Source organism: Alteromonas sp. ABH4_454, assembly GCF_056311775.1.
Genome location: NZ_CM149972.1, coordinates 3,610,493 through 3,633,514, shown reverse-complemented (window position 1 = coordinate 3,633,514; position 23,022 = coordinate 3,610,493). Strand labels below are relative to the sequence as shown.

Below are 23,022 nucleotides of genomic sequence, written 5' to 3'. Positions count from 1 at the left end.
TGTCTGCCTTTTAGCCCATCATTTTTTCGATTGGCATTACAAGAATAGAGCTACAACCAAGGGCTTTAAGCTTTTCCATGGTTTCCCAGAACAAGGTTTCTGTAGAAACTACGTGGATAGCAACTTGCTCTTCATTTCCAGCAAGTGGAAGCACCGTTGGATTTTCAGCACCTGGAAGTAGGCTCTTAACCTGTTCTAGGTAAGCTTTAGGCGCGTGTAGCATGATGTACTTGCTTTCTTTTGCTAGCAGTACACCATCGACACGAGGCATTAGGCGGTTAACCAGTGTTACTTTTTCGTCACTAAGTTCGCTGTCAGTACGTTTGATAAGTACTGCTTTACTGCGGAAGATGACATCCTTTTCAACGAGGCCGTTTGCTTCAAGGGTTGCGCCTGTAGATACCAGGTCACAAATTGCGTCAGCGACACCAGCACGCGGCGCAACTTCTACTGAGCCCTGTAGCATTACGGCTTTCGCGTTAATACCCTGGTCTTTGAAGTAGCGCTCAAGAAGGTAAGGGTAAGTGGTTGCTACTTTTTTGCCTTCTAAAGACTTAATACCGTCGTAATCCATCTCATTAGGTACGGCAATTGATAAGCGACAGCCGCCGTAGTCTAGACGACGCAATACTTCATACTCAAACGGCTTACCTGCTGCTTTGCGTTCAAGCATTTTTTCTTCTAGCTCGTTCTCGCCAATGAAACCAAGGTCGCAAACGCCGTCCATCACTAGACCTGGAATATCGTCGTCACGTACGCGAAGTAAATCGATTGGCTCGTTCGTTGAGTGCGCAATCAGCAGGCGATCACGAATGTTCAATTTAATGCCGATAGCTTTAAGAAGTGCGATGCTGTCATCACTCAAGCGACCTGATTTTTGTACGGCAATTCGAAGTCTGTTGCTGTTACTCATTGAAACGTTCCTTACACGTTGTGTTTTAACTTTTGATTGCGCCTAAAACGAAAAACCCCCGGAAGTTTCCTTCCGAGGGTCGAGAATTTTTCTATCTGCGCCGTTGGAAGGAAATATAGACCTTCCAGCACGAACCTGAAAGGTTATGCTTTGTGGTGATGGTGATGTTTCGCCGCGCAGTTAATCATTTTGGTGAATCTAATTCCTAATTTCGAACGGCTGAAACATTAGCGGTTTGAGCTTCGATTTGCAAGGCAAAAGTGAACTCTTTTCTTACATTAACTCTAAATTAATATACATATAATAAAACTATTTGTTATGAATTAGTTGTGAACCGTAATTTTGAGCGCTTCTCTGCCGATAAATTATAAAACAGATACACATTTTAGGAGGGCGTATGAGCAACGATTTACTGTTTCCCATTTTGCCTCGTAACACCAAAGTGCCGATTGAACCTGATGAGCGGGTGAAAAAAGTGCAGAAGACAAAGAAGTCTGAGCATCTTAGTGAAGACGAGCGCGACAACTATCAAGACATAAAACGCACCGAAGTGGTTGATGCGTCAGTAGAGAACACGAAAGACAAAGAGCGAAGCAATAGCGGCGGTGGGCTTAAGCACATTGATATTGATGTTTAGACTATGCTAGTGATTACTTTTTCTCTGCGTTTAGCGCTTCAAATAATGCTTCTATTTGACCGGTGACCTTGTGCTTTGGTAGATAGAAGGGCAGCGGCACACGCTTAGAATGAGACTCTTTCACCTTCACCGTAGCACTTATATAGCTTTCTAACACTGGCAACCCTTGTTGCTTGAGTGATTGTACTAGTTCTGTAGGCAGTTTTGCCTGACTATTAAATTGATTAACTACAATGCCCAATAGCTTAAGTTCTGGGTTATGGTCCTCTTTAAGTTCTGTTGCATTGTCGAGTAAGTGGTCGATAGCTTGTGCGGAAAAGTCATCACAATCAAAAGGAACACAGAAACCATCTGCTGCAATAAGTGCCGCTTTTGAATAGAAATTAAAATTTGGTGGTGTATCAATAAAAATATGGTCGAATTCCCCATTTAACTCCTTCAGTGCATCTTTAAGCTTAAAAATTTTGTATCGAGATTCGAGTTCTCGTTCTACATCAGTTAAGGCTGGTGAAGACGGCATGACGTAAAGGTTTTCAAAAGGGGTTGGATGAACAAACTCAGCAGGTTTTTTAGCCGTTCTGAATATTCCCACCACTTGTTTGAACATATCAGCAACAGAAAGGCTTTTCTCGCTGGGGTTAAACCCCGCGTAGTGAGTACTGTTACCTTGGGCATCCAGATCCACTAATAACGTTTTGTGACCCAATTTCGCGCTTTGTGCGGCTAAATTGGTACTAATCGTTGATTTTCCCACCCCACCTTTTTGATTAAATACCACGACAATCATACGCGATCCCTATGTTGAAACGGTTATTGAATAAACTGATTGACTAAAATATGCCCAAATACGATTGTGGATGCAAAGTATTGTTTTTATTTGGAGCGTTTGCTTTCTGTAAAAATACCTAAGCGTGACGATAAAAATGAAATTCAACTTTACATATTAATGATAATGATTATCATCAGCTTATTCTTTTTATATTAATCGATTAAGTATGCGTTTTACTCCCACTTTACTGGCAATTTCACTGTATTCACTGTTCTCTCAGAATGTTCTTGCTCAATCTAACGAACAAGATGATATGGAGAGCATCACTGTTACAGCTTCTGGCTTCGAGCAACTTTTGTCTCAAGCACCCGCGTCAGTAAGCGTCATCGATAGAAAACAACTGGCGCAGCGAGCGTACAAAGACATCACAGACGCACTTCGAGACGTGCCGGGGGTTACTGTAACGGGGGGCGGGTACCGCCAAGATATCAGCGTTCGAGGCCTACCTGCACAATATACATCTATACTTGTTGATGGTAAAAAACAAACAGGTAGAGAGTCCCAGCCAAATGGCAGCGGCGGGTATGAACAAGATTGGTTGCCGCCTTTGGACAGCATAGAACGTATTGAAATTGTGCGCGGGCCTATGTCTACCTTATATGGTTCAGACGCAATGGGTGGGGTGATCAATATCATTACGCGAAAAAACTTCAGAAAATGGAGTGGTAACCTTCGCGCAGAAACAAAAATTCAAGAAAATTCAGACAGTGGCTCAGATAGTCAAGTTCAACTGGCATTTTCTGGGCCGTTAATCGAGAATTTGTTGAGCATTACAGCCAGCGGTCTTTATCAAAAGCGAGAAGAGGACGATATTGAACGAGGCTACGCAGAAAAAGATCTAAGCAACATTCGTACAGCGTTTCACTTAACACCAAATATTACAGATACACTCACGTTTGAGTACATCTTCCAAGATCAGACACGTATATCCACACCTGGTAAGTCTTTGCCAGAAAGAAGTTCCTTATCAGAGACTGAAAGCGAGAGACATTCATATGCGCTGACTCACGAAGGGAAGTATGATGATGTGACTGCTCGAAGTTACATTCAGCAAGAGTCGGTTGAAAACGTAGGGCGAGATATCACTATTGATAATCTGGTCTTTAATTCTCAATGGTCTTGGGCTGCAAGCGATAGCCACATGCTTACGGTTGGCACAGAGTTTCTTGAAGAGTCGCTGGATGATTTTGATACAAACGGCGGCGAGGCGACCAATATTGAAAACAGTCAATGGTCTTTATATGGCGAAGATGAATGGCGTGTTAACGATAGGTTGGCCTTCACGCTAGGTATTCGTCTTGATGACAATGAACAGTTTAGCTCACAAATTAGCCCTCGTGCGTATGCGGTGTACAACCTCAATGATAATTGGGTAGTCAAAGGAGGTGTCTCTACCGGCTATCGTACACCTGAGCTTCGAGAAATGGCTGAGGGTTGGATTCAAGAAAGCCGAGGGGGAGATGTTTACGGTAATCCGGACTTGTCACCTGAAACTACGTTAAACAAAGAGCTCGCGCTTTACTATTCTGGTGATGCTGGCTTGGAGTACAGTATTACGGTGTTCCATAACGACTTCGATGATAAAATTGCCATCGCATCATGTGAACTATCAGTCTGTTTGGATGAAACGGACCGCTACAATATCAATATCGATGAAGCTGAATCTTACGGTGCAGAATTCGCTGCAAAGTATAACGTTGGAAACTGGTCATTTAACGGTGCATACAGCTACACGCGTTCTGAACAAAAGACAGGTTCAAATGAAGGCCTACCTTTGGTTCAACAGCCTAAGCATTTGTTCACGCTAAACACCACATATCGCCTATCTCAAGAAAGCGAAATCTGGTCAAGGTGGACAGTAAGAGGGGAAGAAACGGCGCTAACGTCAGTATCTTCACGTTCTATTTTATCCCCAGGGGTCGGTTTGTTTGACATAGGTTACAACACCAAGCTTACGCGCAATATTAAATTGCAAACGGGGCTCTACAATGCATTTGATAAAACAATGCGATACGAAGAGTTTGGGTACGTTGAAGACGGAAGAAGATTGTGGCTAGGGTTAAATTGGACGTTCTGAAAATAGCGGTTATTGCCTGGGCTGTTTGTGTGTGCGCTAGTTGCACTGCTAGCTCTTCGCTAACCGCTCAAGATTATGCCCGAAAGGGCCTAGAGAGCGCTACGCATTTTCCTGGCTTGGCAAACCTCTGTGATATTAGTGCTCCACCTAGAAATGTGTTCAAACTCGATGAAAAACGACGAGAACGACCTAAGCGTGCCGAAAGTGGAAGCAAGCCCGACCGCAAAGGCAAGGGGCGGCGTCAAATACCACCCCAGCAGGTCTTTGATAACCTCTATTATGTAGGGGCAGGCAACGTTGCAAGTTGGGCAATAGATACGGGCGAAAGCATTGTTCTGGTGGATGCGTTGAATAATGACGAGCAAGCTCAACAGTACATAATTGACGGTCTTTCTGCGCTCGGATTAGGCAACAAGCCCATATCTCACCTCATTATTTCTCATGGCCATGGCGATCACTATGGTGGGTTTGAAGTTATCAAGTCAACATATAGCCCTCGCATAGTCATGAGCAATGTAGAGTGGGATTACCTCGAAAACGATAAATTTGCCAGTTATCGTTGGGGTAAAAAGCCAAGCCGAGATGTGGCGGTAGCCGATGGTGAAAAATTGAATGTTAACGGTACTGAGTTAACGCTTTATGTTACGCCGGGCCATACGCCAGGAACGTTAACGGTCGTTTTTCCCGTAATTGACGGAAGCGAAAAACATCGGGCTGTGTTGTGGGGCGGTACTGGGCTCAACTACGGCCCTGATGTCTCGCGCATTCAGTCTTATACCGACTCAGCCATGACGATGAAACGATTAGTAAAAGACCAAAATATTGATGTTTTTTTATCGAACCACCCTGGGCGTGCCGGAACAAGAGAAAAGCTTGAAGCTTTAAGTAACCGGGAAAGTAATGAAAAACATGCCTTTGTTCAAGGTCGAGATGTCGTTGTTGAAGCGTTTGAACTGCTTGAAAACTGCACGCGCGCACAGTGGATGAGAATTGAGGAAAAACAACACGAGCAACGTAAATAGCTTGGCTGAATCAAGGCAAGAAGAAGAGGGCGCTTTATGGTTGCCTCACTCCTCTTGCCAGTTCATTACCAGATGCTATTTGCAAAGAGTACGGTGCTTGTTAAACCTTCTCGCACTCAGCAAGCCTACTGCGAGAAAAAAAATCGCAAACGTAGAGGGGGCACTTACTTCAGTTGAAGATGAGGTGGTAGCAAACGAACTTGCTAATATGATTTCTCCGTTAACAATGGGATTATTGGTTAGATTGAACACCGGCCCGTTTAACGGCACACCAGCGGGGAAAAGTGCATCGTAAAACGCGTTCAGAGAAAAATTATCAAAAGATACTCTTACTGCATTTCGAGACTCAGAGCATGAAGTGTTTGAGCACGACTTTTCAACTTCATTAACGAATATCCCCAAGCCAAAGTCGGCAATATTTAAACCAGTAAAAAGAGACTGATTTTCAAGTGTCGTAGCCTTTACGCTATTTCCCCAAAGGCTTACTTCCACTTCCGCAATGTTAGATGTACCTGCTGTAGATAGGTTAACGTTCGAACCGGATGTAGCGTTTCCGTCAATTTGCGATACGGTTGAAAGTACATCAGCACTTAACGTTAAAAAGCCACTGATGCCAAGCACGTCTGAAAATAAATCAAGATTGAGGTCGTTTATTGTTCCGCGGCCTGAGGTAAAAAAGTTTGCTGGAACAAAACTCGTTAAAGACGATTGAGATTCTCCTTCAATAATGGCTGTAGATGCAATGCCGTCAAACTCTGTAACGTCAATCGAGCCGCCCAATGTGCCTGATGTGTCTGCGCTTGCGCCGACCATAGTTTCGAGCTGTGAATAATTTTCAGGTGCACTACCGCTGGTGTGAGCTAAGTTGATAGTTGAGTTAGCAACAGCGGTGACAATATTACCGACATTGCTAGTAATGGACAGGTCGACATGAACGGCATTCCCATAACTGCTGCCTATGATCGCTGCGTTAGTTGAAAAGCCTACCGTCGCAGAAGCGAACAATGCGCTCGTTAATATTGTTCTTGCTAGTGCTCTTATCACTTTGTTGTTTTGTGGTTGCATGATGAACCCCTCGTTAATGGCTTAGCGTGCTGCTAAGCGAGCCTTTTACAAATAAAGCGTAGTCACGAGTATTCAATTCAGTTATGAGGGTTCCCCCCTAAATTTAGACTTTCGTATAAAGGAGCGATGGAAAAAGAATCTATGTTGGTAACACAACACTGCTTATTTATTTGTTCCAAATTGCCTTTATATTTTGAGTGGAAGAGAGCATATTGTGCAGAGAAAAAAATAAAAAGGTCTCTTGCATTCAAGAGACCTTCGGTGGGTTGGAGCACTAATCGCTAATTTGATTAGGAATAGTTAGGGCTGAGTTAGTTTAGTTCTTTATCTACCCAAAATTTCGTGCCTTTTACAGTGGCCTGCAATGTAAGACCGCTTTCAGTCATAGTGTAAACCGTTACATTACCAAGGTAACCTTCGCCTTCAGCAGACGCGCCTTTATTGCCTGCTTTCGCTGCCACATCTGCGTTACCACCGACGGTCCAACCATTTTCAATGAAATGATTAATCGCTTTTTGAGTATGGAAGACCATAACAATACGATAATCTTTAGCGCCTAATCCTAAGCCAACACCACCTTCAGCCATGTTCATGTAGGTTTTTGCGCCGGTAACGTTATTGTTTACCACACCGTAGCCGGTGCCTGCGGCCACAAAAAACACATTAATGTTGGCGTTAGTGAATACGGCGTAGCCTGCGGCATCCCTTATTTGCGAGCGAGTATCTGGTTTCTCGGTATAGAGACGTGCAAGCGCATTCTCCTGCATGTCTAAAATAGCTTGTTGCTTTTCAGCAACAGTGCCATCACCCATAGAAGCGCAAGCAGTCAATGCCAAAACAGCCGCTATAAATACAGACTTAATCGCTAACTTACTAATCTTCATGCAATTCTCCTTAGCATGTAGGTATTTTATTACTTGAGATAAAAGACACTTTCTACCGCATTTAATTCAACAAAATACCGTTTTTATTTACGTTACATGAGTTGTACGCAAAAAATGTGCTAAGTGGAGCATGTGTACATGAAATAGTAGGCGCCTTTGATGAATTGGTAGCTTCGTGCTATTAATTTTAGCCCAAGTTGGGTTCGCTAACAGTCAGCATTCACCATTCTATTTCAAGCTCTAGCGCACCGGGATGATCGGTTTGACCGACCATTTCTTCATACGGAGTACTCTGGCGAAGCCAAACGTGCTCAAATGCTTGCGAATCGAAATGTTCTCTAATTTCATTCAGGCAGTGAAATGTTTTAGGTTGCGACTTTTTGTCTCTGACCAAACTGCGTGATGCACCCATGCCCGTAGCAGCAAGGTAGTTACCACCTTCTAATGATTCAATATATAAATTCATAAAATAGCCCTCGTTAGGTCGCAGCTAACTTTGGCTGCGTCTTATATCTAATTAGTCGAAAACGGCCACAATGATCATTAATTTTGTGTCATGAAGGTTCTCATCATCAATCATTAGTACCTAGAAAAAGGGAACAGAAGAGAGTTTGTCAGATGCAAAATAAGACAACGAGCCTTACCACCATTTGTTTGTGCACACCATGATCCCGGCCTTGTGCAAATTATCGTGTACTAGCTTTTTATCTTCCGAGTTTAAAAAAGCGCCTAACTCAAACTGCTGCATAGAAGTTTGTAAAATTAACCGTGAAATACGTTTTAGGCTTGTGTCCTTTTGATAGAGCAAGGACGTGTCTGGACGAGGAAAGCATAGGCTGGTACCGTTCGAGCAGGAGATTTGAATGCGGTCAGCAGAAACTAAAATGGTTTCCCATCGGTAGGTGGCTCTAGACACCAAGTACATAACTAGCGCGAGCAACCCCACTTCTAATCCTGCAAACGGCAAAATTACCCAGGCCCCCGCTATTGACCACGCGATAGCGATTAGACCAATAAACAAAGCAAACGCCATGATTAAGTATTTAGTCTGGCGCCATGTTGCTGAGCGGTTTGGCGAAAGATGCAGTTGCACCTGCTGCTCAAATGTAGATACTTCAACCATATTTTACAAAGTACTGTATATAACAATTGTGTAAGTAAAAGCTTATACGTTATGAGCTAACAATAGTTTGAAAAATGTACTGATGCGAATGGTTAACGTATCAAACAAGTTTATTTTCTGACAATTATCATAGTTGTGTCGTAAGGACGTGTGTGATCTCTTTATTAAAGCGCCAACCTGGCAAGTCAATTTTTGTTCTACTTCTTCTTACTTGGTGTAGCCTTTTATTATCGCAGCCTGCACCTATTGAACTTGTTAAAGAGTTCGGACTTTTCAGCGTTCTTGGTGTGATAGGTGCTATATTTGCAAATGCTACAGGCGCCGGTGGCGGTGTGGTGTTTGTTCCGTTTTTTAACTATCTATCGTTTTCCCCTCAAAGCGTAGTGGCAACCAGCTTTGCTATTCAATGCTGCGGCATGACTGCGGGGGCATTGACCTGGGCGGCGTATTATAAAAGACAGCACCAGCACGATGGCTACTGGCAAGGGCTGCCGAGCGCACTAATGCTAACCGTTCCTTCATCTATTTGTGGCATAGGGTTTGCGCAATATTCGTCGCAAAGCCAATTGTTGTTAGCGCAATTGTGGGGCGGTGCCAATAACCTTCACATTGCCTTCGGTGGGTTTTCTATTTTATTAGCCATTGCCATATTCGCGTCTGTTCCATTAATGAAGCGCACTCATTTAGTTAAGGATTTACAAACAAAAGATTTAGTGTTTTTACCATTCATTGGTTTTGTCGGGGGCGTTATTACAGCTTGGCTTTCAGTGGGAGTGGGTGAGTTAGTGGCGGTTTACCTCATTATTCGTGGGTTTAATGTCACTATGTCTATCGCGGTAGCGGTTATTTTATCCGCGTTTACTGTGTGGTCAGCGTTGCCGTATCACGCTTTTATAAATCCGTCGGTGGTTTGGCAGGTCGTTTTGTTTGCGGGGGCTGGTGCAATTATCGGTGGAATGATTGCCAAATATGTAGTTTTGGCATTTTCTGTTCAGCGTCTAAAACTTTTTTTCGGTATGTGGGTACTAATTTTAGGCATCACAAGTTTACCTATATTTTAAGCGTAGCTATCGCCGCTATACAAATGCTAGTGATTAAGGTCGTGAGTGTGATGCGAATTCTTCTTTAAAAACGCTAATCTGTAAAAGGAAAGATAATATGGATATCAATCCTACTCCCCAGAAACGCTATAACGTGCTTCAGCCAAAATGGTCATCTCATGCGGTTATTTATCAAGTAAATACCCGTCAGTTTTCAAAAGAAGGTAATTTTGAGGGAGTAAGAAAGGGACTTGCGCATATTAAATCCCTCGGCGCGGATATCATTTGGCTAATGCCTGTACATCCTATCGGTGAAAAAAACAGAAAAGGTGAGCTTGGCAGCCCCTATGCCGTTAAAGACTACTTGGCTATCAACCCAGAATTCGGTAGCGAAGAAGATTTTAAAGTGCTGGTGGACGAAGCGCATCGGCTATCGCTGAAAGTTATTATAGATTGGGTACCAAATCACAGTGCATGGGATAATCCACTGGTTGAACAACACCCTGAGTGGTACGCCAAAGACTACAAAGGAGATTTTCGTCCATCTCCGTGGTGGGATTGGAGCGATATCATTGAGTTCGATTATGAACAAATTGGCCTTCGAAAATACATGATAAATGCACTGTGTTACTGGGTTGAAAAGTTCAACATCGACGGCTTTCGCTGTGACGTAGCAGGCTATGTACCTAACGACTTCTGGCGTCAAGCGGTTGAAACATTGAATGCAATTCGACCGATCTTTATGTTGGCTGAATGGGAGAATCGCGATCTCCACGAAAATGCGTTCAACATGACTTATGCATGGAGCTGGAATGAAACACTGCATGAACTCGCTCACGGAAAGTGTTCACTAGATAGGTTGCGTAAATATTATTCGTGGAACGAACGAAGCTGGCCTCGTTCGGCTTACAGAATGACCTTCGTTAGTAATCATGACAAAAATGCTTGGGATGGCACACAGCGTGAACAGTTTGGCGAAGCACTTGAAGCGTGCATTGCTTTATCGGTAATAGGTGAGGGCATGCCGCTTATTCACAACGGGCAAGAAGCGGGAGAAACCAAACGCTTAGCATTCTTCGAGCGCGATCCTATACGGTGGCAAGACCATGAAATCGGCAACTTGTATCGCGAGCTTATTGCACTCAAAAAATCTAAAGCCGTGTTAGGAAATGGAGAGTATGGCGCAAGAATGATTCAGGTGCCTAACTCTAAGATGGGTGAGGTTTTTAGCTTTGTACGTTGTAGTGAAAATGAAAAAGTGTTCGTCATAATTAATTTCTCGAACGATCAGCTTGAAGTAACGTTTGAAGAACCATTATTTGAAGGTGAGTATGCGCACTGGGAGCGTGACGAGAAGCAAAGTTTTGAATCTGATTCTGTCTGTAAACTTGCACCTTGGCAGTTTGAAATATGGGTGGCTTGAAGCGTTGATCGTTTAACGTCGTGATTAACTACAAATGGTATATGAGATTTTTATATTCCACTGAATAAAAATTAAGGACGAACTATGCCTGCGAACGATTCAAGTGAGAAAACCGAAGACCGCTCGTTAAATAATCATGCTGCTCTGAAAACTTCCATTGCCAATGGTGATGTGGAAGAGGTTAGAGCGCGTCTTAAAGGCCACGCATTAGATAAGCTAGAAAAAGGTTATCTTATCGATCTCGCCCGCTTGAGTGGTAACAGTGAAATCGAGGAAGTGATCAAATCTACACCGGAAATTTGAATCTATGCCTTATAGATCTAATGTGTAATACATAAGGTCTATTGGTGTGATTACTAAGGGAAAACTGACGGTATAAGTTCTAAGCTATTCTGACATAATCTGGCAGGCGGCTATAGACAAGGAGCGGATATTCGTCGTGGCTCCTAGTGCATTGCCGCACGTACTATCATGCGGTTAATATTGGCTATCTAGTGATTAAGTGCTTCCAAGGCGAGCTTAGGATCAGCATCTAAGATCTTAAGCAAAGCACGAGCAGGACCCGTTGGGTGGCGTCGGCCTTGTTCCCAATTCTCTAGTGTGCGTTTACTCACCCCCAAAACGTCAGCAAAACGGGTTTGTGTTAACCCCGTTTTTGCACGAATGGCTTTAACTTGAGGCTTAGCAAATTCAGTTGTACGGGAAGGCTTTGCTTTACCTTTGATGATATCGTCTGCCTGAGACACACTTTCTATCAATTGTTCAAACATGTCACCATTCATTCTGACCACCTCTCTACGATCTTCTTCAGCGCTTTAAGCTGCGTATCTGTCAAATTATCCTGCACATTTTTTGGGTATGCCAACAGCATATAAAGTTGGTCGTTGTCGGTCATCCAATAATAGATAACTCTAGCACCACCACGTTTACCCCTTCCTTCCAGCGCCCAGCGTACCTTTCTAAGGCCACCACTATTTTTAATTAATGAGCCTCTATCTGGCCTGCTGACAAGTGCTTCCTGCAAGTCTTTGTATTCATCATCATCCATCAACTCTTTTATGAGCTTGGTGAATATGGGGGTTTCTATAATTACCATGTGTTAACTATAACATTAACACCAGAATACGCCAATGGCGTATGCGGATATTTAAAGCCCAACTAACCTTTTCCCTAAAAATAACAAATCACATCTCGCAGAAGTATGGATGATATCCTTAACTTTCTAGGCACCATTGTAAGCATTAAACAACAAGCCTATGCAAGTGTGTTCCCTCACTAAAAAAGTGAGGAAACATGCCTTAACTCGTATTTCCGTGATTAGTATTGTTTAAATCGATTCTGCAGGTGAGAGCTTTGCTTCAGGTTTTCAACTTCAGCTTCAACGGGCTTTTCGAGTTTAGACACGGCGTAGGCAACGCCAAAGCCTAAACAGCTTCCCACCAAAACATCTGATAAATGATGTGCATCGCGCTTAGTCCTCGACTTTCCAATGACTGCCGTAGCAGCTAAGCCTGCGGCTGATGCTAATAGTAAAGGTCCGGAAGTGCGAGGTATTGAGCCTGCCACTGCCGCTACTGCTGCCGCATGTCCTGATGGCATAGAGTTAAATTTGTCTTTCAATGCCGGGCCTTTTATTTCAGGGCCAGCCTCAGCTCTAGGACGCTTTCGTCCAATCAATCTCTTAAGGCCCGCATTAAGTAGACCAGCCACTGAGGCTGATAACGTCGATTTTAGAAGGAAGCGTTGTATTTTTGGAGCGTCCGTCATCTTAGATACGGCATAGGCTGAACCTGTTATTGCGACGACTGATGGTGGCGTCGTTGCATTACTTAACTTGCTAGACGTAATAAGGCTATCTTTACTGTGCGCTCCATCTGCACCGGGCACATTCATTTTTCGCAGAGCTCTGTACGCGAGTAAACTTTTAATTCCTGTGGAAGCTAACATAAAAAATCCTTTATTCGATGAAGTGGTGTGGAAGGAAATCGATACGTGCAGGCTCGATAGCACGTCTAATTAAAAGTATCTGAACAATAAAAAGAGCCGCACGAGCGGCCCTTGTCTTGTTAAGACATTACTCTTCCGAATTACCGTCTAAATTTCCTTTAGATGAGCGCTGATAACGCTTAAATTCGGTGCGTGTAATCAATTCATCATCATTCAAATCGATTTTGTCGAAATTGCGTGTTACGCCACTTCTTGAGGCTTCCGCTTTTGTAAGCTCGCCATCGTTATTCGCGTCCATCATATCGAATTTACTACGCGCAACTACTGCTTCATCTGCGATCACAGTCTTATCGTTCACAACAGTATCTTTGGCTACTTTATCGACCTTTGTCTTTTCTAGGTTTCCATTAGCTTTAAGCTCAGTTTCAGCTCTTAACTCGTGAGTGAGCCTTTTATCTTTTGTCGCGGCAACCACTTCATCTACATCGGAATCAACGTTAACCTTCGTTTCCATTGTACCTTTTGCCCCCATGCTTTCTTTCATCGACTTGACCGTGGAAAGCACTTCATCATCGAAATGTTGAGGGTGTTTCATGACATGAGCATTGAATTCTTTGGCTGAAAGTTGCATGTCTGAATTAGTATCAATTTTAGAAAAATGTGCATAAATCTCATCGTCGTCAGCTTCTTCTCGTGAGATGTAGCCGTTATCATCGTGGTCTAAATCGACGAACGTTGTGTCGATTTTCTCCATGTCGTTGCCAGCAAATGCACCAGCAGACAGAGCGGCACTAATCAATGTAGCAATAGTTAACTTTTTCATATCTTACTCCTTGGTTTTCGGCCTCCATACTGCATAAAAACGGAGGAGAGAATTCACAAAGGATTATTCACAGCATATGCCATTCAAATAAAGTTTATTTAAATCAATGTGTTGGTTTTTTTAAGGGACAGGTGGAGGCAGGAGGAATTGTGAGAACTATAGAATTTTATGAAAAAGTTACCCGTTATTTTTAACAAAAATGGAACATATTAAGCGGGGCATGTTGTGAATGTGAGCAACGATCGACCTGCCGTTATTCAAACCGCGATTTCTATCTAGTATAAAGCCACTATGTTTCGAATGAGCACCCAATGTTTGTTACGGTAAACGTTCGAATGTTGTAATTGTTTCTAAGCTTTCTTCCCACGCAGCTTTGCTTACACTGAAGATATGTGCAGTAGGTTTAATCAGTAGATTTGTATCCAGGCACCCGGCGGGTACGGCTAAAACGTTACCGAGTTGAGAACACGGAAGGGATGAACCACAAATTTTACAGAAACTTTTTCTGTGACGCGTGTTCTCGAGCGTGAAGTTGACTACAGCGTCAACACCCGATGCCCAAGTTAATATAGCCGAACTTAAAAACAGGTTGGCTGCGAAGGCCGAACCTGTATCCTTTTGACAATGTTTGCAGTGGCACAGATAAAAACTGTCAAAATCACCCTCAATTTTAAAAGTTACCGAACCGCACAAACAAGACCCTTTGTAATTGTTCATCAAAACTCCTTTTTTGTGAAATAACACTATTTAAAGCAACAAGGTAGCTACTGTTTAGCAAGCCAATCGTAGAAATGCGCCACGCCCGCTTCTAAAAACGGTTCTATGGGGCCTTGTTCTTCTTCGCCTGATAAATAAAGTGCCCGTCGACCTTTTTCTAACAATAGGCAGGCTTCTTCATCTTCTACCGCTGTTTCCATATAGGCCGCTTTTTCCGCGGCAAAGTAGTCTGGCATATCTTTATAAAGTGATTTGGGATAATAAAATTCTACGTGGTTTATACACGCGGCCGCTCCCTTAGGGTAAATCGTGCTGACAACGATAATATCTGGGTACCACTCAATCATAATATTCGGGTACAAAAAGCACCATATCGCACCATAGCGGGGAAGTGTTTGCCCGTAGCGCTCTATTAATGCGTCTTGGAACTCTCTGTAACGCGGTGTTGTGCGCTTGGTAAGCTGGTCGCCTAGCCCAACTTTTTGAACTGAAAAATCATCGCCAAACGACCACTCTAAATCATCGGGTTTAACAAACTGGCGAAGCCCAGGATGCATGGAGTACACGTGATAGTTCTCTAGATAGATTTCGATGAATGTCTTCCAGTTAAATTGATATTCCGTGGTTTCAGAGCCGGCGTAAAAGTAATCGGTAAAGTCGATATAATCCTCAAGCCCAAGGGCAGATAAGTCCATATTAGGAGAGCGCCCTCGAAATAGAAGACCGTTCCACACTGATAGCGATTCCTTTTTCAACTGACCATTAGGTACACCCTTAAAGTGGGGGGTACCTTTAAGCTGGCCTGTGTTGTCATAGCCCCAGCAGTGGAGTTTACAAACAATGCTGCGTGCTCGACCTTGCCCTTCAAGAAGTTGAGCTTGTCGATGTAAGCAAACATTGGATATAAGTTCATAATTCTCACCCTGATTAAACAACGCATAACGGTCGTTAAAGTGAGGAAGCACTTGATAACTAAACTTCTCTGGCACCATGAGAGAATGGCCCGCATAAGCAAGCCCCCGAGAGAATGCCTGCTCGACTTCCTGTCGGCTTTCATCAGCATCAAAGTAACTTTTTATAGAAGGGTGGGTAACGGTTTTCATAGTTTAAAATGAGTGCTCAAAACGCATTGCGTTAAGTCGAAATTATATAGGCGCTATGTATCACTGAATTGATTAAAAAAATAGCAATATTTTTGTTCAAAGCACTATTTTTTTTTAAATAACGGAGTAGAATCCGCGCACCTTAATTTCGATGTGACTCTCATGGACATTGGCTTCCATCACCTTGAAGAAAAGCGTTTATTAACGCTTTCTTTTTACATTGCCGGTGCATTTGTCGTTATTGCACTTGGTTTTGCCATTTTAACAAGTTCAGGCGCTATTTTATTTGATGCCGCGTACTCGTTAATCGCTTTTATTATGTCAATGCTAACGCTTAAAGTAGCTAACTTGGTTCAACGCCCTGATGATGACCGATTTCATTTTGGTTACACGGCAATTGAGCCTACGCTAAACATGTTTAAGTCGCTTATTATCATTGCCACTTGTGTATATGCCGTCGCGAGCTCTGTTCAGAGTTTATTAGCAGGTGGTCACGCAGCTGAATATGGTATTGGTATGGTCTACGGTGTTGTGGCAACAGTTGGCTGTTTTAGTATCTCTCTTTACATGCGTGTAAAAGGTAAGCATTTACTGTCCGATTTAGTAAAAGTGGATTCTCACACTTGGATGATAGACGGTGTGCTAAGTGCATCCATCTTGTTCGCTTTTATTTTGGCCTACGGACTGGAGTTGACGGAATATAGAACGCTGTCGCCTTACGTTGACCCCGTTTTATTGATTATTCTTGGCACGGTAATGCTGCCGGTTCCGTTTAAGATCCTGCGCGAAAGTCTTAACGAGGTCATTAATAAGGCGCCTCCTGAAGCAATATCCGCAGTAATTGAAAAGAAGTTCAAAAAGACATTGGCCGACGTACCATACGAACATGTAGAAGTGCGAATTAGTAAACGGGGTAGGGATGTTTATCTTTTAGTCCACATTATAGTGGATGACGCATTCTCGATTGCTACGATAAGTGAGTTAGACGAAATTCGACTGAAATGCGAAGCAGAGATGCGCGAGTGGGACCCTGCAATTATCATGGATATTCTGTTCATAAAAGATCCTGAACTAGCAGAGTAATGATAAAGGGTGGAAATGAGATTTCTCGTATTCACCCTCTTCGTGGCTGGCAAAATACTCCAAATTTTCCGATAATCAAGTCTTTAAACTAATTGAAGATGTGATGGAAACGCGACTTCCGCTATATAAAAAGCTGCTGGTGATGTACCGCATAGAACCGGGGTGTCTTGGGCCGCAAGGTGCAGACTATGTCGAGGAGTTTTGTGTATTTGCCAAAAAAAAGCTAAAGGACAACAATGGTCATTGCTTGAGATGGACCATTAAGCCCCGCTACGACAAGACACTGCCCGAGCTTGAATTTCAGATAAAAAACGCCGTACTTTCCCGTGACAATGCGGCTAAATATATGGATAGCTTTGGCATTGATATCGACGCTTTTGAAGAAGAGTTAGAGGAGGCACTGGCCGATTTGGTTGATGCATTTTTTGAGCGTTAACTTTTATATTGAGCTGCTATGGTATACGTCGCCGTCAAAAACGCTGAACAGCTAAAAATTTTTCTAAGACCAGAGCCCGAAACCACGCCCCAAAAAAGGAAAAGACCAAAAAAGAAAAGTACAAAAAAGCCCCGCCATTTCTGGCGAGGCTCGTTTATCAATTCAGATAAAGTGAATCAGTAACTCACCTTATTAGATTAGTTTAAAGATTTCAGCTTTTGGTAACCTTCAGCTTCTAGCTCATCATTCACGCACTCTAATACAAATGCATCTTCCGACTTGTCTTTTGTGCCTTCTTCTTCAGCGATTTCTTTACAGAACTGAGTTAATTCAGCTACTAGTTCCGCAGGTGCTTCTTCTGATGCAGCTGCAATTACAGAGAACGCCATTGCGCTTAAACCTACTAAGCCTAAACCTATAAAGCGTAAACCTTTCATAATTACCTCGTTAAATAGTTGAGTGTAAACATTTACGAGCTGGATTTTGCGCCTAAGTATTAAGTTTAAAAAGCAAATTCTTTTGTTCTAGAAGATAAATTCTTTTCATCAAAAAATTAACATTAGTGTTGCTCGATAAGTGAAGTTAAGCACTACGTGCTTTTAGTAATTTAACTATCAAGCTAGGCAAATGAATGGAAGAAGACGACGTTAAAATGCAAACCTTTATTGGGCATTCTAAAGGCTTTTTGGCATAATGCGCGGCCTAAAGTAGAAAAGTAATTATAGCGCTTAAACCATGCCCACAATAAATAATGTATTCTCATCAGATGGCCTTCTTGCTGGTGCTATCAAGGGGTTCGTACCTCGCGAAGCTCAAACTGAGATGGCGAAGGCGGTTAAGCGCGCTATTGATACCACAGGTAGTTTAATCGTAGAGGCGGGTACAGGAACCGGTAAAACCTTCGCCTATCTTGCTCCTGCATTGCTAAGCGACGGAAAAGCCATCGTCTCTACCGGTACTAAAAACCTACAAGAACAGCTGTTTCACCGCGACCTACCTTTGGTAAAAAAGGCTTTGGGCAGCAAGCGAAAAACGGCACTGCTAAAAGGCCGTTCAAACTATCTTTGCCTGCACCGGGTAGCGCAGCACAGCGGCAATTCTACTCTGGTTGAAAAAGAGGTATTGGGACAGCTTTCAGAAGTGAAACGCTGGTCTAGTACAACGAAAACGGGTGACATGGGTGAGCTTAAAACCCTTCCTGAAGATGCCCGTGTTTTACCGTTGGTTACCTCTACAGTAGATAATTGCTTGGGTCGCGATTGCCCAGATTATGAAGATTGCTACTTGGTAAAAGCGCGCAGAAAGGCGCTGGATGCTGATATTATTGTGGTAAACCACCACCTTTTCTTTGCAGATATGGCACTGAAAGACACGGGGTTTGGCGAACTTATCCCAGAAGCTGACGCGATTATTTTTGATGAGGCTCATCAAATTCCTGATATTGCGAGTGATTACTTTGGCGAGTCACTTTCGACAAGACAAATTCACGATATTGCGAAAGATATCACGCTGTTGTTCAGAACAGTGCTAAAAGATGCTGGGCAGCTAGATAAAGCGGCTGATAAATGCAGAATGATAGCCTCTGATTTACGTTTATTGTTCCCGGATACGGCTGAACGTGGCAACTGGGCCGAGGCACTAGACCGTGACGACGTGCGCATGCAGGTGGGCAAGCTGGCCGAAGCGCTTGGCGTACTGCATGAGGTGTGTAAGTTACACATTGGCCGCGATAAAGATTTAGACAACATGTATGAACGTGTTGTCGCGGCACGAGAGCAGTTAGATGCGTTAAGTGACAATAAGCAAGAAAATGTAAGTTTGTGGTATGAAACTACTCAGCGCCACCTCATTATGCATTTAACGCCCTTATCAATTGCCGCTAAATTCAGACGTTTCGTATCATCGCCGCCGCGCGGGTGGATTTTCACCTCGGCGACCTTAATGGTAAATGGCGGTTTTGATCACTTTCAACGCCGCATGGGCTTAGAAGACGCAGAAACGTTAGGATTAGATAGCCCATTTAATTATCCTGAACAGGCCATGCTGTGCGTGCCCCGCTATTTACCAGAACCAAACAGCTACGCTATGCGCGAAACTTTGCTAGAAACAGCCAAACGGCTAATCAAAGCAAGTCGCGGCAGATGTTTTTTGTTGTTTACTAGTCACGCCATGCTTCGAGAAATTGCGCAGAAGCTAGAAGATGAGATAGACAACCCGCTACTGGTGCAAGGGACTACCACCAAGCAAGCATTGCTGGATGCGTACCTTGCAGATGAAAAAGCGGTATTAATGGGCACAGGCGCTTTTTGGGAAGGAGTAGACGTTCGCGGCAACGACTTGGTTTGCGTGATGATTGATAAGCTGCCCTTTGCGTCACCTGATGATCCGCTGCTTCAAGCGCGTATGGAAGATGTAAAAAAACGTGGAGCAAACCCGTTTGGTGTTATTCAAATTCCCCAAGCTGTTATTACGTTAAAGCAGGGCGCAGGACGACTCATTCGAGACCCATCAGATAAGGGCGTACTGGTAATATGTGACAACCGATTAGTGACAAAACCTTACGCCAAAACCTTTGTCGGCAGCTTGCCGGATATGAAAAGAACAAGAAGCCTGGACGAAGTGGAAAAATTTTTAGCCGGCATTGATGAAGCCTAAGTTAAAGCGCTGAAAGCGGTTAATGTGACTTCACCCACTAACACTATTTTCAGCTTATATGAAATAAGAGATAAACATGAATATTTTAGCTATAGATACGGCAACCGAAGCTTGCTCGGTAGCGCTTCATTATAACGACACTGTTGTTACGCGCTTTGAAATATGCCCTCAGCAGCATAGTCAGCGTCTTCTACCCATGGTGGATGAGGTGTTAAAGGAAGCAAAGATTTCGCTGGGCGATCTAGATTTACTGGCTTTCGGTCGAGGCCCTGGCAGCTTTACCGGTGTTCGAATAGCGACGGGAATGATTCAAGGTTTAGCGTTAGGAACAGGCTTAAAAGTAGCGGGCGTGAGTACGCTTGAAGCTATGGCGTTTGAAGTGGCGTCTGAAACTCAGAACAAAGATGCATTTGTCGCCGTTGCATCGGATGCGCGTATGGGGGAAGTGTATTTTGCTGTTTATAGGCAGACAGAAGAAGGTGTTTCTCTCACTATAGAAGAGCAAGTTTGTCCGCCGGAAGTGGCTATTGAACAGCTAAACGCGCTTAAGGAAGAGAATAGCGCCTCTGTGATTGCAGCTGGCACCGGCTGGTCTGCCTTTGAGGAGCTTGATAACTGGAAGTCTGAGTTATGTGGTGAAGTAACGTCTGAAGTGACGCTTCCAAACGCACAGTACATGCTTAAGCTTGCAATAGATGCACATAGCAAAGGCGAAGTATTTGACGCTTTGAATGTAGAACCTGTATATCTGCGCGATAAAGTCACGTGGAAAAAATTACCAGGCAGAGAGTAACGACGCGCCATAATTATGGGGCGCCCATTTCTAATAAAAAGGTTAATAGTAAAACGGCCAACATTGACAAAAAAAGCGAGTCTCGACGATGAAGCTCGCTTTCCATTGGTATGATTATTGCTTTAATTAACTTCGTATGATTATCAACAACAATTTCGCCGTACCGTCTTCCGAACCTTCGCAAGGCCGTGTCGCTAAAATTAACAAAGACCCTGAACAGCAAAGTAAAGGGCAAAGTGAATCGTCTGCCAGGGCGATCGTTGTTGCGCCCGACGAACAGGGAACGGATAACGCCAAAGCGTACCAACAATTTATCCGTGAAGACGGCAACACCTATTCTCAAAATGCCATAGCGTCATACACAAGCTTCGAAAAGCAGCAGCAACGGGATTCTATTCAATCGATGTTTGGTGTAGATATTTACGCATAACATCATCTCACTGCTGTATGTTCACTCGCCTGTAAGTTCTAACGATTTGTTAAATTTCGCATACCTTTTTGAACTAACTACCGTTATATCCGTTCCAATTATTGTGGCCCAAACCCCATTCTTTATGTATGTATTACATTAATTGAACGACAGTGGTAGTCGTCTCGTAATAATGCTAATGTTTAGCTGGTAGGGTGTGGTTTTTCTTTGTAACTTAAAGAGATACGTAAAAGTATATTAGAGTTTTTAGATGTGTTACCGCACGAGGATTTCATAAAGAGCACTTACTGCTCCCCTTATGATCCAAACAGGTGCAACATTTTTTCTAGGGTTCAGAGGAGCGCTTTGATGTCTCGTTATTTAGTTTTAATTACGGTCATGTTATTTACTGGCTGTACCATAGTTCCAGATAGTATCGATGTACCAGAAGGCACCCAACTTGTTAGCTATTCAAAAGCGGTGACCTCAGGCGCTAATGCGCAAGGTCAAAAAGCGCGGTGGGGTGGTATGATTGTTGGGGTTGAAAATAAGCCCAACAAGACGTTGATCGAGCTTGCTCACTTTCCTTTGAACCACTACGGTAAACCTTCCACTAATGGCGAAACGTCAGGCCGATTTAAAGTGCAAATAGATGGCTTTGTTGACCCTATCGTTTTTGAAGAAGGCCGGTCTGCAACATTTTTAGGCAGCATAACAGCGCCAACGGCAGGCATGGTAGGAGAGCAACCTTATATCTACCCAACGATTATCGCTGACGATTATCATATGTGGAGAAAACAAGAGGTTTACGACGTAAATACTTACTTCTTTAATTATCACACCGGCTGGTATTCACCATTCTATCGCTTTAATGGGCCGTGGATGTACCCGCATTTTAATAGAACCCGCGTTATCCGGTATCAAAATGCACCGAGCAAAGCAAAGTTACCATCTACCAACAGTAGACCAAGTAACAACAATTCGGAGCCGCGCGGTAAATCACCAAGTACCAACAAGCGACAATAGGGATAGTTAAATGGGCGGCATATAATTGCCGCCTTATTGGTTTTAGTGGAATGGAACTGTAAGGGAGGCGGCGGTTATTTGCCGGTACGGAGCGTTATGATTGAAACAGAGTTCAATATTGGAGCACTACACCTAACTGCGTTAGACAACCAAGGTGCAGGCAAAGTTGTTATCGGTTTGCACGGGTACTTGGATAACGCAGAAAGCTTAAGGTTGCTAGCTCCTTACCTACAAACCCACCGCTTTGTTGCAATTGACCTAGCAGGGCATGGGCGTTCATCTCATCGTGTTCATGGCGCGCATTATAATCAAGCTGACTACCTGCAAGACTTGTATGCCTTAATTGAATCTCAAAACTGGGAAAAGGTAATCCTACTGGGGCATTCGCTTGGTGGAATCCTTGCTAGCCTATTTGCTGCGCTCTTCCCCGATAAAGTCTCTGCCGTGATTAGCATTGATGCATGTGGCCCGCTTACTGAAAGTGAAGAGACTACCGCATCGCAAATGCGAGAGTCTATTATCAGCCGTCATGCCAAATCCCGTAATAAATTGCGGATCGTTGATTTAGAAGATGCCGTAAAAGCGAGATGCAAAATTTCAGACATTCCAGAAGAGCACGCCCGCTCAATATTGTCTCGAAACTTAACCCAAGATGCTGGTGGGCACTGTTTCTGGGCGAGCGATCCAAAACTTCGTACAAAATCATCGCTAAGGCTTACAGAAAAGCAGGCAGAATCTCTTATGCGTGCTATTGTATGTCCTGTACTTTTTATCGGTGCATCTAATAGCTTTAAAAATCTAGAGTCAGTCTTTCCAAAGAGGAAGGGGTGGTTTTTAAATGCACAATACGAACAATTAGTAGGCGGTCATCATATTCACATGGAAAATACTGATGATGTAGGGCTATTAATTCGCAATTTTGTTGAGAAATTGTAAATTGCGCCGTTTATTTTTTTTTACACTTCCTATACTATTCGCAAGTTATCAGACCAGTTACATGAGCACGTCTTCTAAAGT

The 23,022-nt window shown here is 43.4% G+C and carries 26 protein-coding genes and 1 other annotated feature; of the genes, 13 read left to right on the top strand and 13 right to left on the bottom strand.

Features of this window, described 5'->3' with window-relative positions; translation table 11 throughout:
• Positions 1–10: 10 nt before the first annotated feature.
• Positions 11–913, bottom strand: coding sequence for an ATP phosphoribosyltransferase (hisG, locus tag ACYX4W_RS15885; protein ID WP_179983939.1), 903 nt, complete (start codon positions 911–913; stop codon positions 11–13).
• 50 nt (positions 914–963) lie between these two features.
• Positions 964–1,081: a sequence feature (His leader region), on the bottom strand.
• Positions 1,082–1,310: 229 nt separating this feature from the next.
• Here hisG and ACYX4W_RS15880 point away from each other — a divergent pair.
• Complete coding sequence (locus tag ACYX4W_RS15880; protein ID WP_474805895.1) at positions 1,311–1,550, top strand: hypothetical protein; 240 nt, start codon at positions 1,311–1,313, stop codon at positions 1,548–1,550.
• 13 nt (positions 1,551–1,563) lie between these two features.
• On the opposite strand, the gene ACYX4W_RS15875 is transcribed toward ACYX4W_RS15880, so the two are convergent.
• Positions 1,564–2,337 carry a ParA family protein gene (locus tag ACYX4W_RS15875; protein WP_476073804.1) on the bottom strand — a complete coding sequence of 258 codons (774 nt, stop codon included), beginning with the start codon at positions 2,335–2,337 and terminating at the stop codon, positions 1,564–1,566.
• Between the two features lie 208 nt (positions 2,338–2,545).
• On the opposite strand from ACYX4W_RS15875, the gene ACYX4W_RS15870 reads away from it, so the two are divergent.
• Positions 2,546–4,456, top strand: coding sequence for a TonB-dependent receptor domain-containing protein (locus ACYX4W_RS15870; protein WP_476073803.1), 1,911 nt, complete (start codon positions 2,546–2,548; stop codon positions 4,454–4,456).
• Positions 4,429–5,478: an MBL fold metallo-hydrolase gene (locus tag ACYX4W_RS15865; protein WP_474805900.1), complete on the top strand. Its 1,050-nt coding sequence runs from the start codon at positions 4,429–4,431 to the stop codon at positions 5,476–5,478. Before ACYX4W_RS15870 ends, ACYX4W_RS15865 begins: the two co-directional genes overlap by 28 nt.
• 75 nt (positions 5,479–5,553) lie before the next feature.
• On the opposite strand, the gene ACYX4W_RS15860 is transcribed toward ACYX4W_RS15865, so the two are convergent.
• From ACYX4W_RS15860 to ACYX4W_RS15845, 4 genes are all read right to left on the bottom strand, one after another.
• On the bottom strand, positions 5,554–6,543 hold the full coding sequence (locus tag ACYX4W_RS15860; RefSeq protein WP_476073802.1) for a hypothetical protein: 990 nt from the start codon (positions 6,541–6,543) through the stop codon (positions 5,554–5,556).
• 311 nt (positions 6,544–6,854) lie between these two features.
• On the bottom strand, positions 6,855–7,427 hold the full coding sequence (locus tag ACYX4W_RS15855; protein ID WP_474805903.1) for a lipid-binding SYLF domain-containing protein: 573 nt from the start codon (positions 7,425–7,427) through the stop codon (positions 6,855–6,857).
• 220 nt (positions 7,428–7,647) lie between these two features.
• Entirely contained in the window at positions 7,648–7,893 is a 246-nt protein-coding gene (locus ACYX4W_RS15850) for a DUF6482 family protein (protein ID WP_179983935.1), read from the bottom strand.
• 174 nt (positions 7,894–8,067) lie between these two features.
• Positions 8,068–8,550 (bottom strand): DUF2244 domain-containing protein, encoded by a 483-nt coding sequence (locus ACYX4W_RS15845; RefSeq protein WP_476073801.1) that lies wholly within the window; start codon positions 8,548–8,550, stop codon positions 8,068–8,070.
• A 152-nt stretch (positions 8,551–8,702) separates the two neighbouring features.
• Here ACYX4W_RS15845 and ACYX4W_RS15840 point away from each other — a divergent pair, with 152 nt between their 5' ends.
• The 3 genes from ACYX4W_RS15840 to ACYX4W_RS15830 all read left to right on the top strand — a co-directional run bounded on the left by ACYX4W_RS15840 (position 8,703) and on the right by ACYX4W_RS15830 (position 11,316).
• Positions 8,703–9,611 (top strand): sulfite exporter TauE/SafE family protein, encoded by a 909-nt coding sequence (locus tag ACYX4W_RS15840; RefSeq protein WP_476073800.1) that lies wholly within the window; start codon positions 8,703–8,705, stop codon positions 9,609–9,611.
• A gap of 97 nt (positions 9,612–9,708) precedes the next feature.
• Positions 9,709–11,013: an alpha-amylase family glycosyl hydrolase gene (locus tag ACYX4W_RS15835; RefSeq protein WP_476073799.1), complete on the top strand. Its 1,305-nt coding sequence runs from the start codon at positions 9,709–9,711 to the stop codon at positions 11,011–11,013.
• An 84-nt stretch (positions 11,014–11,097) separates the two neighbouring features.
• The gene (locus tag ACYX4W_RS15830; protein ID WP_474805909.1) at positions 11,098–11,316 is read left to right on the top strand and encodes a hypothetical protein; all 219 of its coding nucleotides are present in this window, start codon (positions 11,098–11,100) and stop codon (positions 11,314–11,316) included.
• Between the two features lie 188 nt (positions 11,317–11,504).
• On the opposite strand, the gene nadS is transcribed toward ACYX4W_RS15830, so the two are convergent.
• The 6 genes from nadS to ACYX4W_RS15800 all read right to left on the bottom strand — a co-directional run bounded on the left by nadS (position 11,505) and on the right by ACYX4W_RS15800 (position 15,603).
• On the bottom strand, positions 11,505–11,795 hold the full coding sequence (gene nadS / locus ACYX4W_RS15825) for a NadS family protein (RefSeq protein WP_474805911.1): 291 nt from the start codon (positions 11,793–11,795) through the stop codon (positions 11,505–11,507).
• Positions 11,792–12,061 carry a type II toxin-antitoxin system RelE/ParE family toxin gene (locus tag ACYX4W_RS15820; protein ID WP_474805913.1) on the bottom strand — a complete coding sequence of 90 codons (270 nt, stop codon included), beginning with the start codon at positions 12,059–12,061 and terminating at the stop codon, positions 11,792–11,794. Before ACYX4W_RS15820 ends, nadS begins: the two co-directional genes overlap by 4 nt.
• 269 nt (positions 12,062–12,330) lie before the next feature.
• Entirely contained in the window at positions 12,331–12,960 is a 630-nt protein-coding gene (locus tag ACYX4W_RS15815; RefSeq protein ID WP_474805915.1) for a phosphatase PAP2 family protein, read from the bottom strand.
• Positions 12,961–13,087: 127 nt separating this feature from the next.
• Positions 13,088–13,783, bottom strand: coding sequence for an EF-hand domain-containing protein (locus ACYX4W_RS15810; protein ID WP_474805917.1), 696 nt, complete (start codon positions 13,781–13,783; stop codon positions 13,088–13,090).
• Positions 13,784–14,101: 318 nt separating this feature from the next.
• Positions 14,102–14,500, bottom strand: coding sequence for a GFA family protein (locus ACYX4W_RS15805; protein WP_476073798.1), 399 nt, complete (start codon positions 14,498–14,500; stop codon positions 14,102–14,104).
• A gap of 47 nt (positions 14,501–14,547) precedes the next feature.
• Positions 14,548–15,603 (bottom strand): aromatic ring-hydroxylating oxygenase subunit alpha, encoded by a 1,056-nt coding sequence (locus ACYX4W_RS15800; protein ID WP_476073797.1) that lies wholly within the window; start codon positions 15,601–15,603, stop codon positions 14,548–14,550.
• Positions 15,604–15,765: 162 nt separating this feature from the next.
• Here ACYX4W_RS15800 and ACYX4W_RS15795 point away from each other — a divergent pair, with 162 nt between their 5' ends.
• Positions 15,766–16,686, top strand: a complete 921-nt coding sequence (locus ACYX4W_RS15795) for a cation diffusion facilitator family transporter (protein WP_474805922.1) — start codon at positions 15,766–15,768, stop codon at positions 16,684–16,686.
• A 103-nt stretch (positions 16,687–16,789) separates the two neighbouring features.
• Positions 16,790–17,122 carry a hypothetical protein gene (locus ACYX4W_RS15790; RefSeq protein ID WP_474805923.1) on the top strand — a complete coding sequence of 111 codons (333 nt, stop codon included), beginning with the start codon at positions 16,790–16,792 and terminating at the stop codon, positions 17,120–17,122.
• A gap of 197 nt (positions 17,123–17,319) precedes the next feature.
• Here ACYX4W_RS15790 and ACYX4W_RS15785 read toward each other — a convergent pair whose 3' ends face one another.
• On the bottom strand, positions 17,320–17,559 hold the full coding sequence (locus ACYX4W_RS15785; RefSeq protein ID WP_474805925.1) for a hypothetical protein: 240 nt from the start codon (positions 17,557–17,559) through the stop codon (positions 17,320–17,322).
• Between the two features lie 298 nt (positions 17,560–17,857).
• Between ACYX4W_RS15785 and ACYX4W_RS15780 the strand changes: the two genes are divergently transcribed.
• From ACYX4W_RS15780 to ACYX4W_RS15760, 5 genes are all read left to right on the top strand, one after another.
• A complete protein-coding gene (locus ACYX4W_RS15780) occupies positions 17,858–19,777 on the top strand; it encodes a DNA repair helicase YoaA (protein ID WP_014950010.1) in 1,920 nt (639 codons plus the stop codon).
• Positions 19,778–19,853: 76 nt separating this feature from the next.
• Positions 19,854–20,570 (top strand): tRNA (adenosine(37)-N6)-threonylcarbamoyltransferase complex dimerization subunit type 1 TsaB, encoded by a 717-nt coding sequence (gene tsaB / locus ACYX4W_RS15775; RefSeq protein WP_474805927.1) that lies wholly within the window; start codon positions 19,854–19,856, stop codon positions 20,568–20,570.
• Positions 20,571–20,706: 136 nt separating this feature from the next.
• Entirely contained in the window at positions 20,707–21,000 is a 294-nt protein-coding gene (locus tag ACYX4W_RS15770) for a hypothetical protein (protein WP_474805929.1), read from the top strand.
• Between the two features lie 348 nt (positions 21,001–21,348).
• The gene (locus tag ACYX4W_RS15765) at positions 21,349–22,005 is read left to right on the top strand and encodes a Slp family lipoprotein (protein WP_474805931.1); all 657 of its coding nucleotides are present in this window, start codon (positions 21,349–21,351) and stop codon (positions 22,003–22,005) included.
• A gap of 96 nt (positions 22,006–22,101) precedes the next feature.
• On the top strand, positions 22,102–22,941 hold the full coding sequence (locus tag ACYX4W_RS15760) for an alpha/beta fold hydrolase (protein ID WP_476073796.1): 840 nt from the start codon (positions 22,102–22,104) through the stop codon (positions 22,939–22,941).
• Positions 22,942–23,022: the final 81 nt, after the last annotated feature.